The following is a 22,342-nucleotide window of genomic DNA, read 5'->3' as shown; positions in this document are numbered from 1 at the left end:
CATGCTGGTACCTAAGCGAGTAAAGTTCCGTCGTGTCCACCGTGGAAAGCTTCGTGGCGAATCCAAGGGTGGCAAGAGCGTGGCTTTCGGTGATTACGGTTTGCAAGCGTTGGATTCCAAGTGGATTACCAACCGTCAAATCGAAGCAGCCCGTGTTGCAATTACGCGTTATATGAAGCGTGGTGGGAAAGTTTGGATTAAGATTTTCCCTCACAAATCCTACACCAGTAAAGGTGTTGGGGTCCGGATGGGTAATGGTAAAGGTACGCCTGATGGCTGGGTAGCCCCAGTCAAGCGTGGCAAGGTAATGTTCGAAGTCGGTGGCGTTTCTGAAGAAACGGCACGCGAAGCATTACGGCTTGCAGCCATGAAGCTTCCCGTTCGTACTAAGGTCTTATCTCGAGAGGAAGTAGGTGGCGAATCTAATGAAGACTAAAGAAATCAATGAATTAACCACTGCTGAAATGCTCGATAAAGAAAAGAGCTACAAGGACGAATTATTCAACTTGCGTTTCCAATTAGCTACTGGTCAATTGGAAAACACCGCACGGTTGAAGCAGGTTCGCAAGAACATTGCGCGGATTAAGACCGCTCTTCGTCAACAAGAACTGAACAAATAGAATACGATAAGAAGGAGGTCACTAATACATGAGTGATGCACGTAATAACCGCAAGGTTTACCGTGGTCGTGTCGTGTCCGACAAGATGGACAAGACGATCACTGTCGTTGTAGAAACGACGAAGACGGATGCAAGATATGGTAAGCGTGTCAAGTACTCCAAGAAGTACAAGGCACATGACGAAAAGAATGAAGCCCAAACCGGCGACATTGTTGAAATCATGGAAACTCGTCCATTATCTGCTACCAAGCGGTTCCGCTTAGTCGACATTGTTGAAAAAGCAGTAATCATTTAGGTGTCGTTTTTATCGTATTCTGAACTAGATCTGAAGGGAGGACACTAGCTGTGATCCAACAAGAAAGTCGCTTAAAGGTTGCCGATAACTCCGGCGCCCGGGAAATCCTGACTATCAAGGTTCTGGGTGGCTCAAAACGTCGCTACGCCGGAATCGGTGATATCATCGTTGCTACTGTCAAACAAGCAACACCAGGTGGCGTTGTCAAAAAAGGTGATGTAGTCAAGGCTGTCGTTGTTCGTACGAAGTCTCGTGTACGTCGTAATGACGGTTCTTACATCGGTTTTGATGAAAATGCTGCTGTGCTGATTAAAGACGACAAGAGCCCACAAGGGACTCGGATCTTTGGACCAGTTGCACGTGAATTACGTGACAACGACTTCATGAAGATTATCTCATTAGCACCCGAAGTACTGTAATTAAGACTCGCGTTAAACAAGGAGGTGCCCACAGGAATGCTTATTAAAACTGGTGACAAGGTCCGCGTGATCGCTGGCAAGGATAAAGGCAAGGAAGGTACTATTTCCAAAGTCTTCAATGCCAAGAACCGCGTGATCGTAAAAGGCGTCAATATGATTAAGAAGCACCAAAAAGCTTCTCAAACTAATCCCCAAGGCGGAATTATTGATATTGAAGCACCAATTCACGCATCCAACGTTATGCTTATTGATCCTTCGAACAACGAACCAACCCGGCTTGGCGTTCGTGTTGAAGATGGTCACAAAGTCCGGTTCGCTAAGAAGTCCGGCGAAACCATCGACAAATAATCATTGAAAGGAGGAACATAATTTCATGTCAGCTCGTTTAAAAGAAAAGTACGTTAATGAAATTACCCCATCATTGGTGGAAAAATTTAGCTACAGTTCTGTTATGCAAACGCCGAAGATCGAAAAGATCGTATTGAACATGGGTGTTGGTGATGCTGTTTCCAACGCTAAGAACCTCGACGAAGCCGTTGAAGAACTTGGGTTGATTTCTGGTCAAAAGCCATTGGTTACTAAGGCCAAGAAGTCAATCGCAACCTTCCGTCTTCGTGAAGGCATGTCAATCGGTGCTAAGGTTACCCTCCGCGGTGACCGGATGTACGAATTCCTGGACAAATTGATCAACGTGTCATTGCCACGTGTTCGTGACTTCCATGGTGTTAGCGCCCGTGCCTTTGATGGCCGTGGGAACTACACTTTGGGGATCAAGGAACAATTGATTTTCCCAGAAATTAACTTTGATAACGTTAACCGTGTTCGTGGTTTGGACATCGTTATCGTTACGACGGCTAACACTGATGAAGAGTCACGCGAAATGTTGACTCAATTCGGTATGCCGTTTGCACACTAATTAAGGAGGTTCACACAAATTGGCTAAGAAATCACAAATTGCTAAGAACAAGCGTCCTGCGAAGTTCTCTACTCAAGAATATACTCGTTGCGAACGTTGTGGACGTCCACACTCTGTTTATCAAAAGTTCCACCTTTGCCGTATCTGCCTACGCGAACTTGCCCACAAGGGTCAAATTCCTGGTATGAAGAAGGCTAGCTGGTAAAACGAATTTTAAACAAAGGGAGGGTAAACGTTAATGTCCATGACTGATCCTATTGCAGACTTCTTGACGCGGATCCGTAACGCCAACATGGTGCGTCACGAATCACTCGAAGTACCTGCATCTAAAATTAAACGCGACATCGCTGAGATCCTGAAGCGCGAAGGTTTCATCCGTAATGTTGAATACATCGATGATGACAAGCAAGGCATCATCCGCGTATTCCTGAAGTACGGTAAGGATAACCAACGTGTCATCAGTGGTTTAAAGCGTATTTCAAAGCCCGGCTTACGTTCATACGTTAAGGCCGACGCTGTGCCAAAGGTTCTGAACGGTTTAGGTATCGCTATTATCTCCACCTCTGAAGGGGTAGTTACTGATAAAGAAGCGCGTGCCAAGAAAATCGGTGGCGAAGTTCTCGCCTACGTTTGGTAAAACTTTTAAGAAGATAGGAGGTGCCTTACAGTGAGTCGTATTGGTTATAAAACTGTCGATGTCCCAGCTGGCGTCGAGGTTAAACGCGATGGTGATCAAGTAACTGTCAAGGGTCCTAAAGGTTCTTTAACCCGGACTTTCTCTGACATCATCACCATGAAGATTAGTGACGGTGCGGTTGATTTCGACCGTCCAGACAACAACAACAAGACCCGTGCTCTTCACGGTACTCAGCGTGCTAACTTAAACAACATGGTCCAAGGTGTTGTTAATGGTTTCGCTAAGACCTTGAAGCTGGTCGGTGTTGGTTACCGTGTTCAAGCCAAGGGTAAGACCTTGATCTTGAGTGTTGGTTACTCCAACCCTGTTGAAATGGCTATTCCAGAAACCTTGGAAGTTAAGGTTCCTGATAACACGACCATCAACATTTCTGGTATCAGCAAGCAAGAAGTCGGTGACTTTGCTGCCGAAGTTCGTGCCGTTCGTTCACCAGAACCTTACAAGGGTAAGGGTATCCGTTACGAAAACGAATACGTTCGGATTCGTGAAGGTAAGACTGGTAAGTAACAGTAACGCAGCTTAATTGCTGATAATTCTACAAAGAGGTGACTATTTTGATTACAAAACCAGATAAGAACAAGACACGTCAAAAGCGTCATACGCGTGTCCGGAACAAAATTTCTGGAACTGCAGAACGCCCACGCTTAAACGTTTTCCGCTCTAACAAAAACATCTACGCTCAAGTCATTGATGACGTAGCGGGTGTCACGCTTGTTAGTGCCTCAACGTTAGATAGCGAAGTCAGTGGCGACAACAAGACTGACCAAGCTAAGGCTGTTGGTGTTTTAGTTGCTAAGCGCGCTGTCGAAAAGAAGATTAGCAACGTCGTGTTTGATCGTGGCGGGTACTTGTACCATGGCCGTGTCCAAGCATTGGCAGAAGCTGCTCGTGAAAACGGGCTGGAATTTTAACAGTAAGGAGGAATAACCACACATGGCAAAATTTATTGATCCCGACAAGTTAGAACTTGAAGATAACGTTGTTGCTATCAACCGGATCACCAAAGTTGTTAAAGGTGGCCGTCGTCTTCGGTTCTCAGCACTTGTAATTGTCGGCGATAAGAACGGTCACGTTGGCTTTGGTACTGGTAAAGCACAAGAAGTCCCAGAAGCTATCCGTAAGGCTGTTGAAGCCGCTCGTAAGAACTTGATCGAAGTTCCAATCGTGGGAACGACCATTCCTCACGAAGCACTCGGTCTTTATGGTGGGGGTAAGATCTTACTCAAGCCCGCTGCTGAAGGTTCTGGAGTTACTGCCGGTGGTGCCGTTCGTTCCGTCATGGAATTAGCCGGTGTTGCTGACGTTACTTCTAAGCGTCTTGGCTCTAACACGCCAGTTAACGCAGTTCGTGCCACTTTTGCTGGCCTTGCTGAGTTAAAGCGTGCTGAAGAAGTTGCCGCTCTCCGTGGTGTCTCTCTTCAACACTTAGCTGAATAAGGAGGGGTATTAAAATGGCTCAATTAAAAGTTACTTTAATTCATAGTGTCGCTCACCGCCTCCCTAAACAGCGGAAGATTGTGGAAGCTCTTGGTTTAAACCGTGTCAACAGCACGGTGGTTCAACCAGACAACGAAGCCACTCGCGGTGCGCTTTTCCAAATCGCACATTTAATTAAAGTTGAAGAAGTTAAGTAGTCCTAATTTCATTTTATAAGGAGGTGCGCAATAGCATGAAGTTGAATGAACTAAAACCTGCTGAAGGCTCACGGAAGGTTCGTAACCGGGTTGGCCGTGGTGATTCATCTGGTAACGGTAAGACTGCTGGTCGTGGCCAAAAGGGTCAAAAGGCTCGTAGCAAGACTCGTTTGGGTTTTGAAGGTGGCCAAATGCCACTGTACCGTCGGATTCCAAAGCGTGGGTTTACCAACATTAACCGCAAGGAATTTGCTGTCGTAAACTTATCTGCTTTGAACGTCTTTGATGATGGTGCTGAAGTTACACCAGCTGCCTTAGTCGAAGCCGGTATCGTGAAGAACGAAAAAGCCGGTATCAAGATTTTAGGTAACGGCGAAGTAACGAAGAAGTTAACGGTTAAAGCCGCTAAGTTCTCCAAGTCAGCTGCCGAAGCTATCGAAGCTGCTGGTGGTAAGACTGAGGTGATTTAATGCTCTCAAGCTTAAAAAACGCGTTTAAGATTAAAGATATTCGTAAAAAGATTCTCTTTACTCTTCTGGTTTTGATTGTCTTTCGGTTGGGTACCTATATTACTGTCCCCGGCATTAACGCGAAGGCACTTCAAAGCGTTGCGTCTTCTGGGTTAGTTAGTATTTTAGATACCTTCAGTGGTGGTGGGTTGACCAACTATTCCATCTTCGCGATGGGGGTTTCACCTTACATCACTGCACAAATCGTTATTCAATTGCTACAAATGGACATCGTTCCGCGCTTCGTTGAATGGAGTAAGCAAGGGGACGTTGGACGGCGGAAGTTAAACCAAGCGACGCGTTACTTAGCGATTGCTTTGGCTTTCGTTCAGTCGATTGGGATCACCGCTGGTTTCAGTGCGTTAAGCTCAATGAAACTGGTGCAAAATCCGAGTGTTGCCACGTATCTGTCGATTGGGTTAATCCTGACCGGTGGGACCATGTTGACCACTTGGATGGGTGATATGATCACCGATCGTGGTTTAGGTAACGGGATTTCAATGATTATCTTCGCGGGTATCATTGCCCGGACGCCAACTGCCGTCTACAAACTCTACAAAGATTACTTCGTTGACATTGCGACGGGGGACATGTGGAAGAGCGTACTCTTCGTATTAGGCTTGGTCGTCTTGGTTCTGGTGATCATCACGTTTACGACGTGGGTTCAACAGGCCGAACGGCGGGTACCAATGCAGTATACGCGGCGGGTATCTGGTTCGCCAGATAGCAGCTACCTCCCATTAAAGGTTAACGTTGCCGGTGTTATTCCAGTTATCTTCGCAAGTTCGTTTATTGCCACGCCCCAGACGATTCTGATGGCGTTCCAAAACACGCATTCGCAGGATGCCTGGTATCAGACCATGACGAACCTGTTTAACATGCAAACCTTCGATGGTGCCATTCTGTACACCGTTCTGATCATTGTGTTCACGTTCTTCTATGCGTTCGTTCAAGTCAACCCAGAAAAGTTGTCTGAGAACCTGCAAAAGCAGGGGAGCTACATTCCTGGTGTTTGGCCTGGTCACGAAACGCAGTCATACGTTTCCAGTTTGTTGATGCGACTCAGCACTGTTGGGTCACTCTTCCTTGGATTCATTTCCTTAATTCCGTTGTTAGCCCAAAATCTTTGGGACTTAGATGAGTCTATTGGTTTAGGTGGTACCAGCCTCTTAATCGTCGTTGGTGTGGCTATCGAAACCATGCGTCAGGTTGACGGATTGATGATGAAGCGCGAATACGTCGGCTTTATTCAAGGATCACCAAATGATCCGCAAGGTCCAGAACCAGCTTAATGAGTTTCCAGCGGGTGTGTTGATCTAATTGGCACACCTGCTTGTGTATTTCAGGCTAATAATTTTGAAATAAGGAGAACGAACATGACAGCAATGAATTTAATCCTCATGGGCCTACCAGGTGCCGGTAAAGGGACCCAAGCCCAAAAGATTATCGATGAGTTCCACTTGCCGCATATTTCTACGGGAGACATCTTCCGTGAAGCGATGAAGAACGAAACCGAAATGGGTTTGGCCGCTAAGAAGTTCATCGACAAAGGTGAACTGGTACCGGATGAAGTCACGAATGGCATCGTTCGGGATCGCTTAGCTCAAGATGATACCAAGGTTGGTTTCATGTTGGATGGGTTCCCCCGTTCCTTAGTTCAAGCCGAAGCCTTAGATAGCTTTGGCCCAGAACTGGATCGGACCATCAACGCCGTGATTAACATTCACGTTGAACCCGATGTCTTGGTTGAACGCCTTTCCGGTCGGTACATCTGCCGGACTTGTGGCGCAACGTATCACAAGCTTTACCACAATCCTAAGGTTGAGGGCACTTGTGATGTCTGTGGCGGCCATGATTTCTATCAACGTGAAGACGACAAGCCGGAAACGGTGAAGAATCGTCTGGCGGTTAACCTTAAGGCGAACACGCCACTCGTTGATTACTACACCAAGAAGGGCTTGCTCTTCACGGTAGATGGTGACCGGGCTATCGATGATGTCTACGTCGACATTGAAAAGATCTTGAAGAATCTGTAGGTTTTACTAAGTTCTTGCTAAGTTGTGGGAATTATGGTAGACTTATTCAGGTTTAGCCTGTAAATGGCGCGCTGTCGCAATTCACAGGTGCTAGGTGGGAGCAACATCCTTGCTCCTGCTGCTTTTACGTGTATTTTACACGCAATTAAAAGGGAGGTACTTTCGTGGCGAAAAGCGATGTCATCGAAGTCGAAGGTAAAGTTACCGAAACATTACCTAACGCAATGTTTCGGGTCGAATTAGAAAACGGTCATGAGATTCTCGCTCACGTCTCCGGTAAGATTCGGATGCATTACATCCGGATTCTGCCTGGTGATCGAGTAACTGTTGAAATGTCACCGTATGACTTGTCTAAAGGCCGGATTACTTATCGTTTCAAGTAACCGCCTGGACAGATGTAGGAGGGATATTCATGAAAGTAAGACCATCAGTTAAGCCAATGTGCGAACACTGCAAGGTTATCAAGCGTAAGGGTCGAGTAATGGTTATTTGCTCAGCCAACCCTAAGCACAAACAACGCCAGGGTAAGTAATTCAATTTATAGGAGGTGCACATTTAATGCCACGTATTGCTGGAGTGGATTTACCACGTGATAAGAAAATCGCTTATGGTTTGACTTACATTTTTGGTATTGGTATCAACACCGCACACAAGATTGTTGCGGATGCTGGTGTCGCAGAAGACGTTCGGGTTCGCGATTTGACACCTGATCAAGAAGACAAGGTTCGTGCCGAAGTTGACAAGTACAAGGTCGAAGGTGACTTACGTCGTGAAGTTAGCCTGAACATCAAGAACTTGCAAGAAATCGGTTCTTACCGTGGGATGCGTCACCGTCGCGGTTTGCCTGTTCGCGGCCAACACACCAAAAACAACGCCCGCACTCGGAAGGGTAAAGCCGTTTCGATTGCCGGTAAGAAGAAGTAAAGGAGGGTCAACACTTTATGGCTACTAGAAAAACTAGTCGCAAGCGTCGGGTCAAAAAGAACATTGAATCCGGTGTTGCACACATTCATGCTACGTTTAACAACACATTGGTCATGATCACGGACGTTCAAGGGAACGCCATTGCCTGGTCATCTGCTGGTGCTTTAGGGTTCAAGGGTAGTCGGAAATCAACACCATTTGCTGCACAAATGGCTGCTGAAGCCGCTGCCAAGGCATCACAAGAACACGGTGTTAAGTCCGTTGAAGTTGCTGTCAAGGGTCCTGGTTCAGGACGTGAAGCTGCTATCCGGGCCATCCAAGCTGCTGGTATCGAAGTTACGGCTATTCGTGACGTTACGCCAGTGCCTCATAATGGGACTCGTCCTCCAAAGCGCCGTCGGGTTTAACGTGAGCGTTTCATTAATGAGGGCAACCTTCATGATGGGATTGACTTATAGGAGCTCAACGCGGTTTGAAAGGGGTAAACGATAAGAATGATTGAATTTGAAAAGCCTAACATTCATAAAATTGATGAGAGTAGCAACTACGGTAAGTTTGTTGTTGAGCCGTTGGAACGTGGTTACGGGACAACGCTTGGGAACTCCTTACGGCGGATCTTGCTTTCATCATTACCTGGTGCAGCTGTTACCAGCATTCAAATCGACGGGGTTTTACATGAATTTTCTACGGTTGAAGGGGTCGTTGAAGACGTCACGCAGATTATCTTAAATGTTAAGAAGATCGCGCTGAAGCTGAACGGTTCCGACGATCAGGAAGAATCCATGGAGATCAATGTTAAGGGACCAGCGCAAATCACTGCCGGTGATATTGTGGCGGGTGCCGACGTTGATGTCTTGAACCCAGATCTGTACATTGCTACGGTTGCCGATGGGGCAACGTTCCATATGCGGATGACTGCGGATAAGGGCCGTGGCTATGTTTCTGCTGACGAGCACAAAGCTCAGAACACGGAAATGCCAATTGGCGTTTTAGCTGTTGATTCCATTTACACCCCAATCGAACGGGTTAACTACCAAGTAGAGAATGCACGGGTTGGCCAACGGGCTGACTACGATAAATTGACCCTGGATGTTTGGACAAACGGTTCAATTAATCCAAGCGAAGCCATTTCATTGGCTGCCAAGATCTTGACCGAACATCTGGCTATGTTTGTCGACCTGACTGACGAAGCTAAGAATGCGGAAATCATGGTTGAAAAAGAAGAAACGCATAAGGAAAAGATGCTTGAGATGACCATCGAAGAGCTCGACTTATCCGTTCGTTCTTACAACTGCTTGAAGCGTGCTGGTATCAACACGGTTCAGGAACTGACTAACAAGACTGAAGCAGATATGATGAAGGTTCGTAACTTGGGTCGCAAGTCCCTTGAAGAAGTTAAGGCTAAGTTAGCTGACTTAGGTTTGTCACTTCGGAAGGAAGACTAATTTTAGACACTCAAAGGAGGGTTTCTGGTTATGAGTTACCGTAAATTACAACGGACTAGTTCTCAACGTCGTGCCTTGTTACGCGATTTGACTACCAGTTTAATTTTAAACGGCCGCATCGAAACGACTGAAGCACGCGCTAAAGAAGTTCGGAAGACGGCTGACCAAATGATTACCTTGGGTAAGCAAGGCGACTTGCACGCCCGGCGTCAGGCTGCTGCGTTCATCCGTAACGTGGTTGCTGATGTTAAGGAAGACGGCGATGATGTTGTCGTTACCAGCGCATTGCAAAAGGTATTCAGCGAATTAGCACCTAAGTACGCCGACCGTAACGGTGGTTACACGCGTATCTTAAAGACGATGCCTCGTCGCGGTGATGGTGCCGCTATGGCAGTTCTGGAATTCGTTGACTAATTATTTAGTTCGCGGTTCACGGTGTCCTCTCGACCGTAAACGGGAGACCAATATGTTTTAAATTAATCACTAGAACCATGTGGTATAGAGCGCTACGATGATGGGGAAATCTTTCCGAGTCTAGCTTGAATGGGGGCTAACGCCTCAGCGCCGCTGGTTTGTTAGTGATTTTTTTATACCCTTTTTTACGGTGATGCCGGACAATCACCAAATTTCCGTAAATCAACGGACAACACTTCGGTCACGACCGTTTTTTTGGTATAATTAGCGGTGACTTTTTCAAAGGAGAGTAGCGCGCGGATGGCAAATATTATTGAAGTTAAACATTTGAGCTATCGTTACCAGGAAGACGATGCGCGACCAGCCCTAGATGACGTGAGCTTTAACGTCCACGCCGGTGAATGGCTGGCGATTGTCGGCCACAACGGGAGTGGCAAATCCACCCTCGCCAAGTCGTTGGATGGCCTGTTGCCGTTTACGACCGGTGACGTGACCGTGGGTGGCATACAGCTGACGCCGGCGACCGTCTGGCAGGTGCGCGAGAAGATCGGAATGATTTTCCAGAATCCCGATAACCAATTCGTCGGGGCCACCGTCGCCGATGACGTGGCGTTTGGACTGGAGAACCGGCAGATTCCGCGCGCCGAGATGGTGCCGCGGGTGGCGACGGCCATTGAGCAGGTCGGGATGACGGCCTTTGCCCACCGCGAGCCCAGCTCCTTATCTGGCGGGCAGAAGCAGCGGGTAGCGTTGGCTGGTATCGTGGCGATTGCACCGGACGTTCTGATCCTAGACGAGGCTACCAGCATGCTCGATCCCCAGGGGCGCCGCGAGATGTTGTCGTTGGTCCGGCAGTTACGAGCCGACCGGCATTTGACGGTGATCTCGATTACCCATGATATTGACGAGGCGGCCGGGGCCGATCGCATCCTGGTGATTGACGATGGTCGTTTGGTCGATGAGGCCGATCCGGCTACTATCTTTGCGCAAGGCGAACAGCTGGTGAAGTTGGGTTTGGATCTGCCCTTCACCGCGAAGTTAAAGGCCGCACTAAAACGCCGGGGCATCGAGCCTCCGGCGGCGTACCAGACCGCGGCGGAAATGGAGGAATGGCTGTGGCAATCACTTTCGAACACGTAAGCTATACCTACCAGGCGGGCACGCCCATGGCGACTTCTGCCGTTGACGACGTGTCCTTCCACGTGCCGGACCATAGCTACCTGGCGATTGTCGGGCACACCGGTAGTGGGAAGTCCACGCTGATTCAGCAGATCAATGCCCTGTTGAAACCCACGAGCGGCCAGATCACGGTGGATGACTTCACGATTACGCCGAAGACCACCAACGCCGACCTCAAGCCACTCCGGCAACACGTCGGCATGGTCTTTCAGTTCCCCGAGAGCCAGCTCTTTGAGGAAACAATTCGGCAGGATATCGCCTTTGGCCCGCGTAACTTCGGGATGGGTGCGGCCGACGCGAATAAATTAGCCGATGCCATGCTGCAGACGGTCGGCCTCGACAGTAGTTATGCCGAGCGTTCACCGTTTGAACTGTCCGGGGGGCAGATGCGCCGGGTGGCCATCGCCGGCGTCTTGGCGATGCGGCCGCAGGTGTTGGTCCTGGATGAGCCCACGGCCGGTTTGGACCCGCAAGGCCGTCAGGAGATGATGAACCTCTTCGCTCGCTTGCACCGGGAGCAGGGGCTGAGCATCGTGCTGGTGACTCACCAGATGGAAGACGTGGCCCAATACGCCGAACAGGTCGCCGTGATGCGTGCGGGGAAGCTGGTTAAATTCGGCACGCCCCAAGACGTCTTCAGTGATGCTGCGTGGCTACAGGCCAACCAGCTGGACATGCCGCGAGCGGCGCAGTTCGCCCAGCGATTGGCCGACCGGGGGGTATCCTTTGATCGCCTGCCGTTGACCGCCGAGCAATTGGCCGATGACTTGGCGGCACGTTGGCCGGGAGAGGGGGACGCCCATGTCTAAGTTTATCTTTGGGCGCTATCTGCCCCTGGACTCGGTGGTTCACCACCTGGACCCGCGAAATAAACTCATGTTGAGCTTCTGCTATATCGTGTTGGTCTTCATGGCCAATAACCCGGTGAGTTACCTGCTGATCATCGCCTTTACGGTGGGCGCTATTCTGGCGTCGAAGATCAGTCTGGGCTTCTTTCTGCGGGGGATACGGCCGTTGCTGTGGCTGATTATCTTCACCGTGGTCCTGCAGCTGCTGTTCAGTCCGGTCGGGGGCCACGTGTACTTCCACTGGGCGTTTATCAATATCACCCAGTTTGGCCTGATTAACTCCGGCTACATCTTCATTCGTTTCCTGTTAATCATCATGATGTCGACGCTACTGACGTTGTCGACGCAGCCACTGGATATCGCCACTGGGTTGGCGTCGCTGATGAAGCCCTTGCGGTGGGTTCGCGTGCCGGTGGATACGCTGGCGATGATGCTGTCGATTGCCTTGCGGTTCGTACCGACGCTGATGGATGAGGCCACTAAGATTATGAATGCCCAGCGTGCTCGGGGCGTGGACTTTGGCGAAGGTGGCTTGTTAAAGCAGGCTAAATCGCTGATTCCCTTGATGGTGCCGCTATTCATGAGCGCCTTCAACCGAGCCGAGGAGCTGTCGACGGCGATGGAAGCACGCGGCTATCAAGACAGCGAGCACCGTAGCCAGTATCGAATCTTAACTTGGCAACGGCGAGATACGGTGACTTGGCTGATTTTCGTGGCGGTATTGGCCGCCATATTAGCAACTCGTCGGTGGTAGGAGGAAAGATGCAACGTTATAAAGTAACTTTTATGTATGATGGTACCAACTTTGCCGGCTTTCAGCGGCAACCCCATAAGCGGACCGTGGAGAGCGTGCTGACTCAGGTCGTCAATAAGATGGCGAAGAATCCCGAACCAGCCATCGTGATCTACGGGTCGGGGCGGACCGATGCGGGCGTCCATGCGTTGGCGCAAGTGGCCCACTTCGACTTTCCCTTCATCATTCCTGCGGAGAGTATGCGTAAGGGCTTAAACAGCATGCTACCGATGGATATGGAGGTCTTGAAGGTCGAGGAGGTCGCCAGCACCTTCCACGCCCGGTACGATGTTTCCGGCAAGCGCTACCTGTATCGGATGGATCTGGGTGAATTTCGGAATCCCTTTAAACGCAATTATACGGGGCACTGGAAGTTTCCGGTGGATTTAGGTAAGATTAATCAGGCACTGGGCGATCTGGTCGGAGAACACGATTTTACCAGTTTCGTGGCCTCTGGGGCTCAGACCAGGACCTTTGTGCGGACGATTTACGAGGCCACGTGCCATATCGACCAGACCAACAACGAATTGGTCTTCGAATTTTACGGTAATGGCTTCATGTACAATCAGGTCCGGATCATGGTCGGCGTACTCGTCGAGATTGGCGCGGGGACGCGGCCGGTGCATGATATTTTACGGCTATATGAAGTGAAAGACCGCCGGCAGGCCAGACGAACGGTTCCAGCCGCGGGATTATACTTGAAACATGTCTATTATCAAGGCGAGGACCCGGCGCATCCGACAAAATTGCCGCAACACCAGCGGTAATTTTGGTTAAGGGGCAAACAATCATTGACTTTATGGTGAAAACTTTGTATTATGGTTGTTGGTATTGTTTGCCCCACGATAAGCCCCGGAAAGTTTACTTGGTGTCAGACAAACACAGATTTATGGAGGAATTTAACGTGCGTACAACTTATATGGCAAAACCCAACGATGTTGACCGCAAATGGTACATCGTCGACGCAACTGATGTTAGCTTAGGTCGTCTTGCTTCAGTCGTTGCTTCTGTATTACGTGGTAAGAACAAGCCAACGTTCACCCCTAACGTGGACACTGGTGATAACGTAATCGTCATCAACGCTGAAAAAGTCGCTTTAACTGGCCGTAAGGCAGCCGACAAGATTTACTACCACCACACTGGTTTCGCTGGTGGCTTGAAGTCACGGACTGCTGGTAACTTCCGGGATCAAAACCCAGAAAAATTGATCGAAACTTCTGTTCAAGGTATGCTCCCTAAGAACTCCTTAGGTCACCACATGGCATTGAAGCTTCACGTGTACGCTGGTGCAGACCACAAGCACGAAGCACAAAAGCCAGAAGTATTAGACATTACTAACCTAATCTAAGGAGGAAACCAAATTGGCACAAGTTCAATATCGCGGCACTGGCCGTCGTAAAAACTCCTCTGCACGTGTACGTTTAGTACCCGGCTCAGGTAAGATTGTTATGAACAACAAGGCAATCGAAGACTACATTCCATTCGCAAGTATTCGTGAAGTTGTTTTACAACCATTCAACGTTACGGAAACGCTCGGTAACTACGATGCATTAGTTACTGTTCGTGGTGGCGGTTTCTCCGGCCAAGCCGGCGCAACTCGTCATGGGATCGCTCGGGCATTGCTCGAAGTTGACCCAGATTTCCGTGGCCCATTGAAGCGTGCGGGTCTCTTGACTCGTGACGCCCGGATGAAAGAACGGAAGAAGCCAGGTCTCAAGAAGGCACGTAAGGCTTCACAATTCTCCAAGCGTTAATATTTCGATATTATCTATTGGGAAATCCTCACCATTGCGGTGGGGATTTTTTGTTTGGAGAGGATTTTGCCAACTACTTGGCATTGTTCATCGTGGACAAATCTGCTTAAATTGTCATTTCCGTCAGTCAGTTTATGAATGTTGTGCTAGAATAATCTTGTGCTTGTTAGTAAATTCACTTTATAAATATGATGGATTGACTAGCTTATTTGTGACTAAATAAGGATTTGTGGAGGTAATCGAATGGCAGATTTATCAGGTAAGACAGCATTAGTGACCGGTGGCACAAGTGGGATTGGAACGGCAATCGTCGAAAACTTCATTAACAATGGGGCTAAGGTTGTCTTCACCGGCCGGAACGTGGAAGCCGGTCAAAAGATCCAAGACCAATTAGGTGAGAATGCTTACTTCATTAAACAAGATGTGTCTGACGCTGAGGCCTGGCCAAAGGTGGTTAGTGAAGGTGAACAGCATTTTTCCACATCGTTTGACATCTTGGTCAATAACGCTGGGATTGCGATCCAAAGTTCAATTGAAGACGTTTCGGTTGCCGATTACGACAAGGTCGTCAAGATTAACCAATACGGTGTCTTCTACGGAATGAAGTACACGTTACCTTCACTTAAGAAAAATGGTAACGGCTCAATTATCAACATTTCCTCAGTTGCTGGGATGGCCGGCTTCGCTGACTTGAGTGGCTACGTTTCCAGCAAGTGGGCTGTTCGGGGAATGAGCAAGGGCGCTGCACTCGAATTTACTAAGTATGGCGTGCGGGTTAACTCGGTTCACCCTGGCGTGATTAAGACGCCGATTCTGGATACGACGAGTGAAGAATCCTTAAAGGCTACCGAATCGGCTATTCCAATGGGTCGAGTGGGTCGGCCAGCCGAATTAGCCAACATGGTCAGCTTCTTGGCCTCCGACGAAGCTAGTTACGCAACCGGACAAGAGTTTGTCGTTGATGGCGGCTTAACCACGCCATAGACTTAGAAGTGTGATAACCGATTAAATCGTAAGATGAAACTCATAGCGGGCGTCTCGGTCAGAATCTTTTCCGACTAGGCTGGTCCGCTATGAGTTTTTCAATTTTCCCCGGGATTAGGTGTTGTTTTCCCCCAGAGGTTGTCTTAGACTGGGGGAATGGATACTGATACGAGGCAAGGGACAATCATGGATAAAATTCGACATTCAAAGTTTTATGATTTATTTTTAAATACACTCTCTAAAAAAATGGTTATGGGCTTCATTTTGATTATTGCGGTCGGGACGTTGCTGTTAAGCTTGCCGGTGGCCACTTATCGCGATGCGCCCGTTTCCTTTATTAATGCCTTGTTTACGGCGACCTCGGCAACCTGCATTACTGGGCTGACCGTGGTCAACACCGCGGAGACCTGGACGCCGTTCGGCCAGGTGGCCATCATGATCATGACCGAGATTGGGGCGCTGGGATACATGACGTTTGCGGTACTGCTGTTTAACGTGATGCGGCGGCACCTGAACCTGTCCACGCAGCTGATGGTCAAGGAATCGCTGAATCTGGAGCATCTGCACGATACCAAGAGTGTCATGCGTTACGTCATTGTCCTGTCGGCGCTGTTTCAGGTGGCGGGGATGATTCTGTTTTCCTTTGATTTTATCCCGCGTTACGGGTGGTCGCAGGGCATCTATGTGTCGCTGTTCCACTCCGTCATGTCGTTTTGTAACGCGGGCTTCGATGTCTTCGGCAATAGCCTCATGGGCTTCCGCGATGACTCCTACATGCTGCTGGTGACGACGCTACTGATTGTGGCCGGGGGGCTAGGCTTCCTGGTCTGGCGCGATCTGCTACTTTTTCATGAGCGTAAACGCCTGACGCTAAACTCCAAGCTCACGCTGGTGACTACACTGTCGCTGTTCGTGATTGGCTTTGTCATCCTGCTGGTGACGGAACGCGACTTGAGCCTACTCCCTAAGGGGACATCCTGGTTCAACCGGACGATCAACACGTTATTCCTGAGTGTGACGCCGCGGACGGCGGGGCTGGTCTCGCTACCGACCAGTGAGTTACATCCCGGCAGTATTTTTCTGATTATGATTCTGATGTTCATCGGTGGGACGCCGGGGTCGACCGCCGGGGGGATTAAGACCACGACGTTTGGCGTGCTGATGATTCAGAGCATCGCGCAGTTGCGGGGGAAGAAGGACGCCGAGTTTGCGCACCGCCGCTTCAGTCAGGCTAATGTGAGTCGGGCGCTGCTACTCATCTTCATGGCGAGTGTCGTGATTGCCTTGGCCACGCTGGTGCTGACCCAGACGGAAAAGATTCCGCAAAACTTCGGTCTGGAATACATCGTGTTCGAAGTGCTGTCGGCCTTTGGCACCGTGGGGTTAAGCCTGGGGTTAACGCCGCATCTGACGGTGATTGGCAAGATTGTTATTATGCTATTAATGTTCATCGGCCGGGTCGGCATCTTCACCACGCTCTACACGCTGTCGCGGCGCCAAGTGAAGAAAAACCTGATTCGTTATCCGGAAGAAAATATCTTAATTGGTTAAGGAGTCTGAAAGATGAAAAAAAGTTTTGCAGTGTTGGGCCTCGGCCGATTTGGACAGAGTGTGGTGGAAACGATCGCTGAGACCCACCAAGACGTGCTTGCCGTGGATGTTCAGGAGGCGCCCGTCAATGAAATGACGGAGATCGCCACCCAGACATTGGTGGCCGATACGCGCGACGAAGAGGTTCTGCGGGAATTAAACATCGATACCTTTGACTACGTGATTGTGGGAATTGGGAACAACATGGAGGCCAGCATTCTGACGACCATGTTGGCTAAGGAACTGGGCGCCGAAAAGGTGATCGCTAAGGCCGAAACCAGTGACCACGGCCGCGTGCTTAAGCGCGTGGGTGCCGATCAGGTGATCTTCCCCGAACGTGATATGGGGCATAGTATTGTCCGCAAGCTCCTCTCCAACCATATTTTGAATTTTATTGACTTGAGTGATAAATACACACTGGCCGAGGTGGTCATCACCGACCCGACCTTCGTCAACCAGAATTTGATTGACCTGAATCTGCGCAAACGCTTCGACCTAACGATCATCGCCATTCAGCACGGCCAGAAGATTAACATCTCGCCGCAGCCGACCGACATGGTCCAGCTACACGACGTCTTGACGGTGGTCGGGCCCATTGAGCACGTGGAGGCCTTGGACGAGGCGCTGAAGAAATAGGGCTTAGTTCACGACTATACCGAAATTTTTCGAGATTGCAATCAATAAAGCCTGCTAATTTTGAAACGCTGATCTGACGCCGTTTCTAAGCAGAAACAAGCCAAAAGTGAGCACCTGTCGAACAGATAGGTGCTCTATTTGTCTGCCCATTAAACCTCTCAGAGGGTGGGTACGATTGTGATTGAATTTCCGGAGTCGGCTTGGTATGGTTAGACCACTAGAAGTTAACTGACAAAAGGGGACGAGGAACTCGTGAAAGTTAAACGGATGGTCAATTGGTTACGGGTACAAAGCGAGGCGCAGATGGGGATGTACGGCGCCGAAGAGCTCACGCAATGGAAGGCGATGGCCTTACTCTATTACATTCAAGGCACGTATCTGGCGATGTACGGCGTGCCGGCTTTTAAGGACGCCATCGTGATTGAAAAGAACGGGCCGGTCGTGGCGGCAATCCAGCACAAATACCGCGATCGCATTCGGATTGTGGGTAAGATTGGCAAGAAGGCCTGGGCCGATGATATGTATATCGAAGACCATCAGCCCCAACTATTGGATGTGCTCCACGCGGTCTGGCTGGCCTACGGGGACATGTCGACGATTGAACTTCGCCAGCAGATGTTGCAGGAGAAACCGTGTCAGGAGACCAAGGTGGGGCAGGCAATTGATTTAGACCGACTAACGGCTTACTTTCAGACCGATATCGTAGAATTTCCCCAGGCAACCGTCGATGATCCCGTAGTGGATGCCGTTCACGTTGAACCGGTGTCATAGCAGCCTATTGAATGACCTACGCTACCTTGAAGCCTAGTCAATGAATCCATTTAGGTCCGAGTCGTTTAGTCCCCAGATAGCTCATAGGGTGCGTATGATTTGGGTTGTGTCTCGCGTACGCGCTTGTTATCATGGGGCTAGGCAAGACGAGTAGACGGAGTTGATGGGAAGGCTTTCCAAGGAGGTCCGACATGAACAACGATATCGATCAAATAGTCAATTGGTTTCGGGTCAAGAGCTTGCAGCAGATGCAGGACTTGGACGCGGATGAGCTTAGTCGGAGCAAGGTGACACAGTTGCTGTATTACGTGCAGGGCATCTGTGTCGTGGTCTATGGCATTCAGGCATTTTCTGATGAGTTGGTGGCCGGCGAACGCGGCGTCATGATTCCCGCGGTCGAGGCCCGGTATGCTGGACAGACGGGAATCGTCGGTCAGATCAGTGCCGATGACCAGGCGGACTACGATTACCTGACGGGGATTCAACAGTTTCAGGCGATTCTCGCGTGTGTTTGGCAGACTTTCGGCAACCTCTCCGCCGTCGAGCTCATGGAACAGGTCCAGTGCGATCAGCCGTGGGCGGAGACGCTGCCCGGTCACGTCATCGAGATGACGGCCATGGAAGACTACTTTAAAGATAAAGTCATTGCTCGCATTAAAACGGATTAGTAATTTAACAAGTGACACCAAGAAGCGCCATTCGCAGTACCGAGGAATTCCCCCAGTCTAACGAATGACGCTTTTAGCTTCTATTTAACTGATTAGCTTACAGTAAGTGAATGTTGGCCGCTTCGCATTGGTCGATCATGGCTTTCGGCCAGATGGACGTTTGGACTTCGCCCACGTGGGCCTTACCCAGTAATAACATACATAGCCGGGATTGGCCGATCCCGCCACCAATGGTGTAAGGCAGCTCTTCGTTCATAATCATTTGGTGGTAAGGCAGCTTCAGCCGATCTTCGGCGTGGGCAATCTTCAATTGCTTCTTCATGGAAGCGGCATCGACCCGAACCCCCATGCTGGAGATTTCAATCGCCTGTTGGAGAGGTTCGTACCAGAACATAATGTCACCGTTTAATTCCCAGTCATCGTAGTCAGGGGCCCGGCCGTCATGCCGCTTGCCGCTCTTTAAGGCACCGCCGATCTTCATGAGGAAGACGCAGCCGAGTTTCTTGCTGATGGCGTTCTCGCGTTCGCGGGGCGTCATTTCGGGGTACATGTCTTCCAATTCTTGAGTCGTGATGAAGTGAATCTCGTCGGGTAAGTGGTGAACGGCTTGGGGGAACTTGTACCAAACTTCGTGTTCCATGTGCTTGATGACCTTGAAGATGGTCCGGACGGTGGCCTTCAACGTTTCTTCGGTCCGTTCGTCCTTGGCGATGACCTTTTCCCAGTCCCACTGGTCGACGTAGGCGGAGTGGAAGTTGTCCAAGTCCTCGTCCTTCCGAATGGCGTTCATGTTGGTGTAGAGGCCTTCGTGCATCTTGAAGCCGTTCTTCTTTAAGGCCACGCGCTTCCACTTGGCGAGGGAGTGGACGATTTCAATCGTGGAATCGCCCATGTCGGCCATGGTGAAGGAGACGGGCTTTTCAACACCGTTCAAGTTGTCGTTTAGCCCCGTGGACTTTTCCACGAACATGGGCGCTGTGAGCCGGGAGAGGTTCAGTTGCTTACCGAATTCTTCCTGGAAGGTTTCGCGGATGTAGCGAATAGCTTCTTGGGTTTCTTTGACGGATAATTTAGGATCGTATGATTTGGGCACAATTAAATGCATAAGCGGATCTCCTTTGGGTTTTAGGTTCGAGATAAAATAAAAAAGTTTTTCCATCCCTCGTGTAATCAAGGGACGAAAAAACTTTCGCGGTACCACCCAAGTTGCCCACTCTAGAAATGGGCCAGCTCAATTAGAGTACAAACATACTCTACCGATGGTAACGTACCGGTTGACGGCTAACCCTACCGCGCAAGGCGTTTCAGGAAGCAACTAAGAAAGTGTTATTCCGAGAAGTCGAACACTGATTGGGTTTGCACTAAGTCCCAACTCACTGACAGGCCGACTAGACGTACTCGTCTTTCCTCCGTTTTTTATCTTATGGCCTTAATCCTAGCACCTTTTTTGAATTTGTAAATAAGAAAATTAAAATCCCACGAGAATTAGGCAACCCGATCAGCGGAAAAACCGCGGTAGTGCTGGCATCGTAGCTAGCCGAAAAAATATGAAGTTGGCCGTCAATGATTAGTCGGCCAAATAGAACGGCCGCGGTAGGGCTAAGTCGAATCCCACGCTTAGCGCGAATGGTCGATCTGTCGACAACCAACCGGATAAAATCCCATCAGAATGCGCTTTCAGCGCCATTTGCAGCTTGACATTTCACCCAGTCAAAATTAGAATATAATAATTAGTCTTACTGAATTCTCATTATATGGGTGAAAGGAGGAGTCGCAATGGGCAAACAACCACTGCAACTATTCATTAAGAAGCAGGTGCAGACCGATTTATACAAGAAGACAGGGTTGGAGAAGACCTTAACGGCGTTTAGTCTGACCACCATGGGCATCGGCGCCATCGTGGGTTCCGGGATCTTTATTACGCCGGGGCTGATCGCTGCCAACTATACCGGGCCCAGCGTCATGTTATCCTACGTGATTGCGGTGGTCGTCTGTGCCATGGCGGCCCTGTGTTATTCCGAATTTTCCTCGACCATTCCGTTGGCCGGGAGCGCGTATACCTATGTCTACGCCGTCTTCGGTGAATTCGTGGCCTGGATTCTGGGCTGGGCGCTGATCTCGGAATATCTCTTCGCGGTGTCCTCGGTGGCCGTGAGCTGGTCCTCGTATTTCCAGAACCTGATGGCGGGCTTCGGGGTAAAATTACCGCCGTTCTTACAGGCAGCGGCCGGAACCGCGGGCGTCAAGGGTGGCGGCATCGATATCGTCGCGCTACTGATTACGATGTTAGTGGCCGCCTTGCTGTCCAAGGGGATTCGGGAGTCGGCCCGGATCAACAATATCATGGTAATCGTTAAGATTCTCGTGATTCTGCTCTTCATTGCCATTGCTATCTTTTACGTGAAGCCGGCCAATTATCGGCCGTTCATGCCGTACGGTGCGCACGGTGTCTTCAAGGGGGCCGCGGTGGCCTTCTACGCCTACATCGGTTTCGATGCCGTGTCCACGGCTAGTGAGGAAGTGAAGAATCCCAAACGCAACATGCCAATTGGGATTATCTCATCACTGTTGGTGGCCGCCGTGCTCTACATCGGCTTGTCAGCCGTGCTGGTTGGGGTTGTCCACTATACGAAGTTGGGCGTGGCCGATCCGGTGGCCTTTGCGCTGAACCTGATTCATCAGGACTGGGCGGCCGGCGTCATTTCCTTTGGGGCCATCGTGGGGATGACCACGGTGCTGATTGTCATGTCCTACGGGGGCACGCGGCTGCTGTTTGCCATCAGTCGGGACGGCCTGTTGCCGGCGTCACTGAAGAAGCTCCATCCCAAGACCCACGTGCCCGTGGCCAATACCTGGATTTTCGGGATTGTGGCCAGTATCTTCGCGGCCTTTATTCCGATTGATAAGATTGCCGAGCTGGTGAATATCGGCACGTTGTCGGCGTTTGCGATGGTCTCGCTGGGCATTGTCTTCCTGCGTCACGATGAGCGCTTCAAGAGCATGGACACCTCGTTTAAGGTGCCGTGGTATCCGTTCTTGCCGATTGCGTCCTTTCTGGCCTGCGTGTACCTGATGACGCAGCTACAACCTTTTACTTGGGAAGCCTTTGGTATCTGGGTGGTACTGGGTCTGATCGTCTACGTCAGCTACGGCTATCACCATAGCCGGGTGCGGCGAGAGGCGGCCTAGCCAGCCAAAATGAAATAGGTA

General features: G+C 49.9%; 34 protein-coding genes. 33 read left to right on the top strand and 1 reads right to left on the bottom strand.

From position 1 onward, the window contains the following. Position 1: 1 nt before the first annotated feature. From rplP to KB236_05985, 32 genes are all read left to right on the top strand, one after another. Entirely contained in the window at positions 2–436 is a 435-nt protein-coding gene (gene rplP, locus KB236_06140) for a 50S ribosomal protein L16 (protein ID UIF28147.1), read from the top strand. Beyond that, positions 426–620, top strand: coding sequence for a 50S ribosomal protein L29 (gene rpmC, locus KB236_06135; GenBank protein ID UIF28146.1), 195 nt, complete (start codon positions 426–428; stop codon positions 618–620). The genes rplP and rpmC overlap by 11 nt, the downstream gene beginning before the upstream one ends. Before the next feature lie 28 nt (positions 621–648). Next, a complete protein-coding gene (gene rpsQ / locus KB236_06130) occupies positions 649–915 on the top strand; it encodes a 30S ribosomal protein S17 (protein UIF28145.1) in 267 nt (88 codons plus the stop codon). Between the two features lie 50 nt (positions 916–965). Next, positions 966–1,334 carry a 50S ribosomal protein L14 gene (rplN, locus tag KB236_06125; protein UIF28144.1) on the top strand — a complete coding sequence of 123 codons (369 nt, stop codon included), beginning with the start codon at positions 966–968 and terminating at the stop codon, positions 1,332–1,334. 36 nt (positions 1,335–1,370) lie between these two features. After that, positions 1,371–1,682 (top strand): 50S ribosomal protein L24, encoded by a 312-nt coding sequence (rplX, locus tag KB236_06120; protein ID UIF28143.1) that lies wholly within the window; start codon positions 1,371–1,373, stop codon positions 1,680–1,682. Between the two features lie 25 nt (positions 1,683–1,707). Further along, a complete protein-coding gene (gene rplE, locus KB236_06115) occupies positions 1,708–2,250 on the top strand; it encodes a 50S ribosomal protein L5 (protein UIF28142.1) in 543 nt (180 codons plus the stop codon). 19 nt (positions 2,251–2,269) lie between these two features. Next, positions 2,270–2,455, top strand: a complete 186-nt coding sequence (locus tag KB236_06110; GenBank protein UIF28141.1) for a type Z 30S ribosomal protein S14 — start codon at positions 2,270–2,272, stop codon at positions 2,453–2,455. 33 nt (positions 2,456–2,488) lie between these two features. Continuing rightward, on the top strand, positions 2,489–2,887 hold the full coding sequence (rpsH, locus tag KB236_06105; protein UIF28140.1) for a 30S ribosomal protein S8: 399 nt from the start codon (positions 2,489–2,491) through the stop codon (positions 2,885–2,887). Positions 2,888–2,917: 30 nt separating this feature from the next. Next, positions 2,918–3,454 carry a 50S ribosomal protein L6 gene (gene rplF / locus KB236_06100; GenBank protein UIF28139.1) on the top strand — a complete coding sequence of 179 codons (537 nt, stop codon included), beginning with the start codon at positions 2,918–2,920 and terminating at the stop codon, positions 3,452–3,454. Positions 3,455–3,501: 47 nt separating this feature from the next. Next, complete coding sequence (rplR, locus tag KB236_06095) at positions 3,502–3,858, top strand: 50S ribosomal protein L18 (GenBank protein ID UIF28138.1); 357 nt, start codon at positions 3,502–3,504, stop codon at positions 3,856–3,858. Between the two features lie 22 nt (positions 3,859–3,880). Beyond that, complete coding sequence (rpsE, locus tag KB236_06090) at positions 3,881–4,384, top strand: 30S ribosomal protein S5 (protein UIF28137.1); 504 nt, start codon at positions 3,881–3,883, stop codon at positions 4,382–4,384. 14 nt (positions 4,385–4,398) lie between these two features. After that, the gene (rpmD, locus tag KB236_06085; GenBank protein ID UIF28136.1) at positions 4,399–4,581 is read left to right on the top strand and encodes a 50S ribosomal protein L30; all 183 of its coding nucleotides are present in this window, start codon (positions 4,399–4,401) and stop codon (positions 4,579–4,581) included. Positions 4,582–4,616: 35 nt separating this feature from the next. Beyond that, positions 4,617–5,051 carry a 50S ribosomal protein L15 gene (gene rplO / locus KB236_06080; protein UIF28135.1) on the top strand — a complete coding sequence of 145 codons (435 nt, stop codon included), beginning with the start codon at positions 4,617–4,619 and terminating at the stop codon, positions 5,049–5,051. Continuing rightward, positions 5,051–6,382, top strand: a complete 1,332-nt coding sequence (gene secY / locus KB236_06075; GenBank protein ID UIF28134.1) for a preprotein translocase subunit SecY — start codon at positions 5,051–5,053, stop codon at positions 6,380–6,382. Before rplO ends, secY begins: the two co-directional genes overlap by 1 nt. Positions 6,383–6,466: 84 nt before the next feature. Beyond that, positions 6,467–7,126: an adenylate kinase gene (locus tag KB236_06070; GenBank protein UIF28133.1), complete on the top strand. Its 660-nt coding sequence runs from the start codon at positions 6,467–6,469 to the stop codon at positions 7,124–7,126. A gap of 164 nt (positions 7,127–7,290) precedes the next feature. Beyond that, positions 7,291–7,509 carry a translation initiation factor IF-1 gene (gene infA, locus KB236_06065; GenBank protein ID UIF28132.1) on the top strand — a complete coding sequence of 73 codons (219 nt, stop codon included), beginning with the start codon at positions 7,291–7,293 and terminating at the stop codon, positions 7,507–7,509. 29 nt (positions 7,510–7,538) lie between these two features. Then, positions 7,539–7,658 carry a 50S ribosomal protein L36 gene (rpmJ, locus tag KB236_06060; GenBank protein ID UIF28131.1) on the top strand — a complete coding sequence of 40 codons (120 nt, stop codon included), beginning with the start codon at positions 7,539–7,541 and terminating at the stop codon, positions 7,656–7,658. 26 nt (positions 7,659–7,684) lie between these two features. After that, positions 7,685–8,050, top strand: coding sequence for a 30S ribosomal protein S13 (rpsM, locus tag KB236_06055; protein ID UIF28130.1), 366 nt, complete (start codon positions 7,685–7,687; stop codon positions 8,048–8,050). A gap of 17 nt (positions 8,051–8,067) precedes the next feature. Beyond that, on the top strand, positions 8,068–8,457 hold the full coding sequence (rpsK, locus tag KB236_06050) for a 30S ribosomal protein S11 (protein UIF28129.1): 390 nt from the start codon (positions 8,068–8,070) through the stop codon (positions 8,455–8,457). An 87-nt stretch (positions 8,458–8,544) separates the two neighbouring features. Next, on the top strand, positions 8,545–9,495 hold the full coding sequence (locus tag KB236_06045; GenBank protein UIF28128.1) for a DNA-directed RNA polymerase subunit alpha: 951 nt from the start codon (positions 8,545–8,547) through the stop codon (positions 9,493–9,495). 30 nt (positions 9,496–9,525) lie between these two features. After that, positions 9,526–9,909, top strand: coding sequence for a 50S ribosomal protein L17 (rplQ, locus tag KB236_06040; protein UIF28127.1), 384 nt, complete (start codon positions 9,526–9,528; stop codon positions 9,907–9,909). Positions 9,910–10,209: 300 nt separating this feature from the next. Beyond that, complete coding sequence (locus KB236_06035) at positions 10,210–11,049, top strand: energy-coupling factor ABC transporter ATP-binding protein (protein UIF28126.1); 840 nt, start codon at positions 10,210–10,212, stop codon at positions 11,047–11,049. Next, a complete protein-coding gene (locus KB236_06030) occupies positions 11,025–11,897 on the top strand; it encodes an energy-coupling factor ABC transporter ATP-binding protein (protein UIF28125.1) in 873 nt (290 codons plus the stop codon). Before KB236_06035 ends, KB236_06030 begins: the two co-directional genes overlap by 25 nt. Continuing rightward, positions 11,890–12,690 (top strand): energy-coupling factor transporter transmembrane protein EcfT, encoded by an 801-nt coding sequence (locus tag KB236_06025; GenBank protein UIF28124.1) that lies wholly within the window; start codon positions 11,890–11,892, stop codon positions 12,688–12,690. The genes KB236_06030 and KB236_06025 overlap by 8 nt, the downstream gene beginning before the upstream one ends. Positions 12,691–12,698: 8 nt before the next feature. Next, the gene (truA, locus tag KB236_06020; protein UIF28123.1) at positions 12,699–13,496 is read left to right on the top strand and encodes a tRNA pseudouridine(38-40) synthase TruA; all 798 of its coding nucleotides are present in this window, start codon (positions 12,699–12,701) and stop codon (positions 13,494–13,496) included. A 137-nt stretch (positions 13,497–13,633) separates the two neighbouring features. Further along, positions 13,634–14,077, top strand: a complete 444-nt coding sequence (gene rplM, locus KB236_06015; protein UIF28122.1) for a 50S ribosomal protein L13 — start codon at positions 13,634–13,636, stop codon at positions 14,075–14,077. Positions 14,078–14,090: 13 nt separating this feature from the next. Further along, positions 14,091–14,483: a 30S ribosomal protein S9 gene (gene rpsI, locus KB236_06010; GenBank protein UIF28121.1), complete on the top strand. Its 393-nt coding sequence runs from the start codon at positions 14,091–14,093 to the stop codon at positions 14,481–14,483. 243 nt (positions 14,484–14,726) lie between these two features. Beyond that, a complete protein-coding gene (locus KB236_06005) occupies positions 14,727–15,467 on the top strand; it encodes a glucose 1-dehydrogenase (GenBank protein ID UIF28120.1) in 741 nt (246 codons plus the stop codon). Positions 15,468–15,653: 186 nt separating this feature from the next. Beyond that, a complete protein-coding gene (locus KB236_06000; GenBank protein UIF28119.1) occupies positions 15,654–17,018 on the top strand; it encodes a TrkH family potassium uptake protein in 1,365 nt (454 codons plus the stop codon). 12 nt (positions 17,019–17,030) lie between these two features. Beyond that, positions 17,031–17,693 (top strand): TrkA family potassium uptake protein, encoded by a 663-nt coding sequence (locus KB236_05995; protein UIF28118.1) that lies wholly within the window; start codon positions 17,031–17,033, stop codon positions 17,691–17,693. Positions 17,694–17,945: 252 nt separating this feature from the next. Beyond that, positions 17,946–18,464 carry a DUF4065 domain-containing protein gene (locus KB236_05990; protein ID UIF28117.1) on the top strand — a complete coding sequence of 173 codons (519 nt, stop codon included), beginning with the start codon at positions 17,946–17,948 and terminating at the stop codon, positions 18,462–18,464. Between the two features lie 191 nt (positions 18,465–18,655). Further along, a complete protein-coding gene (locus KB236_05985) occupies positions 18,656–19,132 on the top strand; it encodes a Cro/Cl family transcriptional regulator (protein UIF30244.1) in 477 nt (158 codons plus the stop codon). A 97-nt stretch (positions 19,133–19,229) separates the two neighbouring features. On the opposite strand, the gene asnA is transcribed toward KB236_05985, so the two are convergent. Then, positions 19,230–20,237, bottom strand: a complete 1,008-nt coding sequence (gene asnA, locus KB236_05980; GenBank protein UIF30243.1) for an aspartate--ammonia ligase — start codon at positions 20,235–20,237, stop codon at positions 19,230–19,232. A gap of 671 nt (positions 20,238–20,908) precedes the next feature. On the opposite strand from asnA, the gene KB236_05975 reads away from it, so the two are divergent. Then, a complete protein-coding gene (locus KB236_05975) occupies positions 20,909–22,321 on the top strand; it encodes an amino acid permease (protein ID UIF30242.1) in 1,413 nt (470 codons plus the stop codon). Positions 22,322–22,342: the final 21 nt, after the last annotated feature.

Source organism: Levilactobacillus brevis (genome assembly GCA_021383565.1).
Lineage (GTDB): Bacteria > Bacillota > Bacilli > Lactobacillales > Lactobacillaceae > Levilactobacillus > Levilactobacillus brevis_B.
The sequence above is the reverse complement of the archived record's forward strand: the minus strand, read 5'-3'. Positions and strand labels throughout refer to the sequence as shown.

Bases quoted from the DNA above. Each gene is read 5' to 3' on its own strand.
- truA (UIF28123.1), top strand. From the start codon at position 12,699: ATGCAACGTTATAAAGTAACTTTTATGTATGATGGTACCAACTTTGCC.
- rpmJ (UIF28131.1), top strand. From the start codon at position 7,539: ATGAAAGTAAGACCATCAGTTAAGCCAATGTGCGAACACTGCAAGGTT.
- KB236_05975 (UIF30242.1), top strand. From the start codon at position 20,909: ATGGGCAAACAACCACTGCAACTATTCATTAAGAAGCAGGTGCAGACC.
- KB236_05995 (UIF28118.1), top strand. From the start codon at position 17,031: ATGAAAAAAAGTTTTGCAGTGTTGGGCCTCGGCCGATTTGGACAGAGT.
- rpmD (UIF28136.1), top strand. From the start codon at position 4,399: ATGGCTCAATTAAAAGTTACTTTAATTCATAGTGTCGCTCACCGCCTC.
- secY (UIF28134.1), top strand. From the start codon at position 5,051: ATGCTCTCAAGCTTAAAAAACGCGTTTAAGATTAAAGATATTCGTAAA.
- KB236_06005 (UIF28120.1), top strand. From the start codon at position 14,727: ATGGCAGATTTATCAGGTAAGACAGCATTAGTGACCGGTGGCACAAGT.
- rplE (UIF28142.1), top strand. From the start codon at position 1,708: ATGTCAGCTCGTTTAAAAGAAAAGTACGTTAATGAAATTACCCCATCA.
- rplP (UIF28147.1), top strand. From the start codon at position 2: ATGCTGGTACCTAAGCGAGTAAAGTTCCGTCGTGTCCACCGTGGAAAG.
- asnA (UIF30243.1), bottom strand. From the start codon at position 20,237: ATGCATTTAATTGTGCCCAAATCATACGATCCTAAATTATCCGTCAAA.
- rpsK (UIF28129.1), top strand. From the start codon at position 8,068: ATGGCTACTAGAAAAACTAGTCGCAAGCGTCGGGTCAAAAAGAACATT.
- rpsH (UIF28140.1), top strand. From the start codon at position 2,489: ATGTCCATGACTGATCCTATTGCAGACTTCTTGACGCGGATCCGTAAC.
- KB236_05985 (UIF30244.1), top strand. From the start codon at position 18,656: ATGAACAACGATATCGATCAAATAGTCAATTGGTTTCGGGTCAAGAGC.
- rpsQ (UIF28145.1), top strand. From the start codon at position 649: ATGAGTGATGCACGTAATAACCGCAAGGTTTACCGTGGTCGTGTCGTG.
- rplQ (UIF28127.1), top strand. From the start codon at position 9,526: ATGAGTTACCGTAAATTACAACGGACTAGTTCTCAACGTCGTGCCTTG.
- rplO (UIF28135.1), top strand. From the start codon at position 4,617: ATGAAGTTGAATGAACTAAAACCTGCTGAAGGCTCACGGAAGGTTCGT.
- KB236_06000 (UIF28119.1), top strand. From the start codon at position 15,654: ATGGATAAAATTCGACATTCAAAGTTTTATGATTTATTTTTAAATACA.
- rplX (UIF28143.1), top strand. From the start codon at position 1,371: ATGCTTATTAAAACTGGTGACAAGGTCCGCGTGATCGCTGGCAAGGAT.
- rpmC (UIF28146.1), top strand. From the start codon at position 426: ATGAAGACTAAAGAAATCAATGAATTAACCACTGCTGAAATGCTCGAT.
- KB236_06070 (UIF28133.1), top strand. From the start codon at position 6,467: ATGACAGCAATGAATTTAATCCTCATGGGCCTACCAGGTGCCGGTAAA.
- KB236_06025 (UIF28124.1), top strand. From the start codon at position 11,890: ATGTCTAAGTTTATCTTTGGGCGCTATCTGCCCCTGGACTCGGTGGTT.
- KB236_06035 (UIF28126.1), top strand. From the start codon at position 10,210: ATGGCAAATATTATTGAAGTTAAACATTTGAGCTATCGTTACCAGGAA.
- KB236_06045 (UIF28128.1), top strand. From the start codon at position 8,545: ATGATTGAATTTGAAAAGCCTAACATTCATAAAATTGATGAGAGTAGC.
- rpsM (UIF28130.1), top strand. From the start codon at position 7,685: ATGCCACGTATTGCTGGAGTGGATTTACCACGTGATAAGAAAATCGCT.
- rpsE (UIF28137.1), top strand. From the start codon at position 3,881: ATGGCAAAATTTATTGATCCCGACAAGTTAGAACTTGAAGATAACGTT.